This window comes from Lentilactobacillus parafarraginis DSM 18390 = JCM 14109, assembly GCF_001435895.1.
Taxonomy (GTDB): domain Bacteria; phylum Bacillota; class Bacilli; order Lactobacillales; family Lactobacillaceae; genus Lentilactobacillus; species Lentilactobacillus parafarraginis.
Genome location: NZ_AZFZ01000186.1, coordinates 1 through 889 on the forward strand (window position 1 = coordinate 1; position 889 = coordinate 889).

1 protein-coding gene is annotated in these 889 nt (G+C 31.5%); it reads left to right on the forward strand.

Annotated features, from left to right (window positions below; all coding sequences use genetic code 11):
- Positions 1 to 620: 620 nt before the first annotated feature.
- Positions 621 to 848, forward strand: coding sequence for a hypothetical protein (locus FD47_RS16235; RefSeq protein WP_082402703.1), 228 nt, complete (start codon positions 621 to 623; stop codon positions 846 to 848).
- Positions 849 to 889: the final 41 nt, after the last annotated feature.

An 889-nucleotide genomic window follows, 5' to 3' on the forward strand; every position in this document is an offset into this window, starting at 1 on the left:
TGTGTCAACTTGACAGGGTACAGTACCATGAATTAGTATGACTGCTTATCATCGAACTTCGTCAAAGGATGGCACTTTATAATTTATCACATATTAAGAAATACACATGCTAAAAAACTATCCTTATACAACTTGGTATGCAACTAAAAAAGTAATAAAGTAATATTAAAGCACTTTATTATAAAGTAAAGAACAATTCCAATAGCGTTACTGGATATGTATGGCATAAGTATATTAAAGGGGAAAGGGTTCCATTCGGTTTAAAGTATGCTAAAGCCACAATAGCGCTCAATTATAAAAATGGTAAAATATTATGGGGAAAAATATGAATATTTCAGAGCTATTAATCCGGTGTCTAAATTGATGATTTTATATCTAATGAATAAAAGGGTTTCAAAAATGTCATATAATTGGAATGGTAAAGTAATTACAGCTATTCTGGGTTAAAATCGCTTGGTTGTTCTGCAATTTATGGTGGATTAAATTCATCAAAAACAGTTACACAGTTAAACAATTATATGAGTCCGCTTTAATCGATTATTCAAATAATGCGGCAATTGCATTAGGCCAATGGGTAAGAGGAGGATCTACTCCAAGTTATAAAAAAATTTGTTAAATTAATGAATAGGCAAGTTCAATCTTGGAATCTTGATAAAGTAAGTTTCGTTACTGCTAATGGTATGGAACAAGACGCATTAAAATCTTATGGATATTTAATTAGCGGGGAAAACGCTAATCTTGTTTCAGCTAAGTATGTGGTTTTGATTGCTAGACATTTAATCACTGATTATCCAAACACGTTATCTTATTCGAAAATGGCTTACCACGTTAACCAGTCTTGGTTGTGAAGATACTTATAAGGTAGATTGTAAAATTAATCCGAACGCTG